The sequence below is a fragment of the Promicromonospora kroppenstedtii DSM 19349 genome, assembly GCF_000515355.1.
Taxonomy (GTDB): Bacteria; Actinomycetota; Actinomycetes; order Actinomycetales; family Cellulomonadaceae; genus Promicromonospora; species Promicromonospora kroppenstedtii.
The window spans coordinates 16,932-20,350 of the sequence record NZ_KI911730.1 but is presented as its reverse complement, the minus strand read 5'-3'; the positions used below and the strand labels follow the sequence as shown (position 1 = coordinate 20,350).

4 protein-coding genes and 1 pseudogene are annotated in these 3,419 nt (G+C 72.7%); 4 read left to right on the top strand and 1 reads right to left on the bottom strand.

Going from position 1 to position 3,419, the window contains the following annotated elements; all coding sequences use genetic code 11:
• A partial coding sequence (locus tag PROKR_RS38240) for a hypothetical protein (protein ID WP_425414925.1) occupies window positions 1-180 on the top strand: 180 nt, incomplete at its 5' end.
• On the opposite strand, the pseudogene PROKR_RS38235 reads toward PROKR_RS38240, so the two are convergent.
• Window positions 140-442, bottom strand: a pseudogene (locus tag PROKR_RS38235) (RDD family protein); the annotation flags it as partial. The gene PROKR_RS38240 and the pseudogene PROKR_RS38235 overlap by 41 nt on opposite strands.
• Before the next feature lie 170 nt (window positions 443-612).
• Here PROKR_RS38235 and PROKR_RS21720 point away from each other — a divergent pair.
• The 3 genes from PROKR_RS21720 to PROKR_RS35810 all read left to right on the top strand — a co-directional run.
• Window positions 613-1,602 carry a stage II sporulation protein M gene (locus tag PROKR_RS21720; RefSeq protein WP_036967382.1) on the top strand — a complete coding sequence of 330 codons (990 nt, stop codon included), beginning with the start codon at window positions 613-615 and terminating at the stop codon, window positions 1,600-1,602.
• A 112-nt stretch (window positions 1,603-1,714) separates the two neighbouring features.
• A complete protein-coding gene (locus PROKR_RS21715) occupies window positions 1,715-2,920 on the top strand; it encodes a DUF7544 domain-containing protein (protein ID WP_036967338.1) in 1,206 nt (401 codons plus the stop codon).
• 1 nt (window position 2,921) lies between these two features.
• A partial coding sequence (locus PROKR_RS35810; protein ID WP_036967334.1) for a DUF4129 domain-containing protein occupies window positions 2,922-3,419 on the top strand: 498 nt, incomplete at its 3' end.

Below are 3,419 nucleotides of genomic sequence, written 5' to 3'. Positions count from 1 at the left end.
GGGCCCACGCCGCCAGGGACTGCGGCATCACGATCGGGGCCGAGACCGGCTTGCCGCCGCGCACCCGCACCGCGTAGGTGCCGGCCGCCAGGTCGCCGAGGCGCTTGCCCTTCGCGTTGGACAGCGAGGCGATCGCGGCGATGGCGCCGAACGTCAGCCACAGCTCGATCACGCCGATGAGCGCGCGCACCAGGGCGTGCCGGAACCGGACCGGGCCGCCGTCGTCGCGCACCACGCGGATGCCGCACGCGAGCTTGCCGACGGAGCGGCCGCGCGACAGCGTCTCGACCGTGACCGGGACGGCCACCATGACCACGACGTTCGCCAGGACGTAGACCACCAGCGCGATGTCCTCGCCCAGCACGGCGTTCTCCAGGAACCAGACCGCGCCCACGATCAGGACGGCCGTGACGACCACGCCGATCACGAGGAAGTCGAGCATGGCGCCCATGGCGCGCGTGATGAACGAGGCCGGGCGCGCGTCCAGCACCACGCCCTCGCCGATGACGATGCCGTCCTGCACGGTTCCTCCGGTCGGGTGGGTCTGGTCGGACGAGTCTGCTGGTGCGGGCCCCGGGACGGGCCGCGGTCCCTGTGCGGCAGACTACCGTCGTGGACATCGACGCCTTCACCGCCGTGCACGCCGCAGAGTGGGACCGCCTCAAGGAGCTCTCGTCCCGGCGCCGCCTGGACGGCGCAGAGTCGGACGAGCTGGTGCGCCTGTACCAGTCCGTGGCCACCCACCTGTCGACCGTGCGCTCGGCGGCGCCGGACCCGGCGCTCGTGACCCGGCTGTCCGACGTGCTGAACCGGGCGCGCACCCGCATCGCCGGGTCGCACGAGCCCGCCTGGCGCGAGGTGGTCCGCTTCGCCGTCGTGTCGCTGCCCGCCGCGTTCTACCGGATCCGGTGGTGGTCGCACGCGGTGACGGCGGCCTGCCTGCTCGTCGCGATCGTCGCGGGCGTCTACATCGCCTCGGACACCGAGGCGATGAACGCGATGATGCCGCCGTCGGCGCAGGAGAACTACGTCAACGAGGCCTTCGCCTCCTACTACGACCCCGGCATCGGGTTCGCCGCCGTGGTGTGGACCAACAACGCCTGGATCGCCGCGCAGGCCGTCGCAGGCGGCATCACCGGCTTCTTCACCCTGAACGTGCTCTGGCAGAACGCGGTCCAGATCGGCGCCACCGGTGGCATGATGGCCGCCCACGACGAGCTCGACCTCTTCCTCACGCTCATCGCGCCCCACGGCCTCCTCGAGCTGACCTGCATCTTCGTGGCGGGCGCCGCGGGGCTGCGGCTGTTCTGGACGATGATCGACCCGGGACACCGCAAGCGGTCGGTCGCCCTGGCCGCCGAGGGCCGCGCCCTGATCACCACGGTCATCGGGCTCGCCGTGGCCCTGGCCGTCTCGGGCCTCGTCGAGGGCTTCGTGACCGGCTCCGAGCTGTACTGGTGGCTCAAGATCGTGATCGGCGCGATCGTGCTCGCCGCATTCTGGACCTACGTGTACGTGCTGGGCGGCCGTGCCGTCCGGGCCGGCGCGTCCGGCGATCTCGCCGAGCACGAGGCCGGCGCTACGGTGGTGACAGCCGGGTGACGGTTGCATGGCGACCCGCCCGGGCCCGCGAATTACGCCACCCCGTGTCGGTGCCCCGTACTAGGGTTGCGGCGCACAGGCACGACCCCAGACGACATCCGGAGCACGCCCCATGACGACGCCCGAGAGCGCACCCGACCAGCCGGCGCAGCCGACGCCCCCGCAGTCCGGAGGGTCCCAGCCCGCCGGCTGGGGCGAGCCGCCGCGGTACGGGCAGTACGCGCCCGGGTACGACCCGTCCGCGCCGCAGGCGCCGGGGCAGCCCCAGTACGGCACGCCGCCCGCCGGGCAGTACGGGCAGGCCCAGTACGGCCAGAGCCAGTACGGGCAGCAGGCGCCCGGGGGAGCCGTCCCTGGCTACCGGCCCGCCGCCGACAAGCCCGGCATCGTCCCGCTGCGCCCCCTCACCCTCGGTGAGCTGTACGACGGCGCGTTCGGCGCCGTCCGGCACAACCCCGCCGTCACGCTCGGGCTCACGGCGATCATCGTGGTCGTGGCCGTCGCGATCGGCACCCTGATCAGCATCCCGCTGACCACCTGGTTCACCGACCTGTTCGGTGGCCTCTTCGCCGCGGCCGGGAACGACCCGATGCTGGACGAGATGGGCCTCACGCAGGACATGCTGGGCGTCACCTACGGGTCGCTGCTCGGCACCGGGCTGCTCCTCACGCTCGCCACGCCGCTCGCCATGGGCGTCATGGCCATCTCCGTCAGCGACTCCGTCATCGGGCGCAAGATCTCGGTGTCCGACGCCTGGCGGCGCGTCGGCAAGCGGGCCTGGTTCCTGATCGGCTTCTCGCTCCTGTCGGCCCTCGTCATGATCGTGGCCTACGCCCTGGCGGTCGGTATCGTCGTCGCGCTCTTCGCCGTGGACCCCACGATCGGCGTGGTCGGCGTGTTCCTCGTGCTCGCCGCGCTCCTGGTGGCGGGCGTCTGGGCGTTCACCCGCGTGATCCTCGTCCCGCCGGCGCTCGCGGTCGAGGGTGGCGGGTTCTGGGCCACCTTCACGCGAGCCTGGAAGCTCACCCGCGGGACGTTCTGGCGGGTGCTCGGCATCTACCTGCTGACCTCGATCATCCTGAGCGTGATCGGTCAGATCGTCGCGTTCCCGATCGGCGCGCTGATGGGGGTGGCGATGATGACGGCCAGCGACGCGGCCATGGCCGCCGGCTACGGGCTCACCTACGTGATCACGGGCGGCATGAGCGTGCTGTTCCTGGGCGGCGTCGTCGCCCTGCTCTACATCGACACCCGGATGCGTCGCGAGGGACTGGACGTGCAGCTGCAGGCCGCGGCCGCAGCCGCGGCGGACAAGTGACATGAGGGCCGATCTGCCCGTCGTCCCGGACCGGGACACCGCTCGCGAGTGGCTCACCAGCGAGCTGCAGCGACCCGAGTACGCGGAGCGTGAGTCGCTGCTGTCGCGCCTGATCCGCTGGGTCCTGGACTGGCTGAGCGGCATCGACTGGCCCGACACGGCCATGTCCGGGCCGCAGCTCGGGATCGTCATCGCGGTCGCCGCCGCGATCGTCCTGGGGATCGCCTGGCTGGTGGCCGGGCCGGTGCGCCTGGGCCGCAACCGTGCGGGGTCCGCGGAGGTGCTCGACACCGACGACGCCCGCACGGCCGCCCAGATGCGCACCGCAGCCGATGCCGCAGCGGCGTCGGGCGACTGGAACAAGGCGGCCGCCGAACGTTTCCGGGCCGTGGTCCGGTCCCTGGAGGAACGCGTGATCATCGAGCCGCGCCCCGGCCGCACGGCGCAGGAGGCCGCGGGCGACGCGGGCGAGCGTCTCCCCGGCCAGGCCGCCGGCCTG

What these genes read in the sequence shown, in the direction of transcription:
- PROKR_RS21715 (WP_036967338.1), top strand. Translation starts at nt 1,715, where the DNA reads ATGACGACGCCCGAGAGCGCACCCGACCAGCCGGCGCAGCCGACGCCC.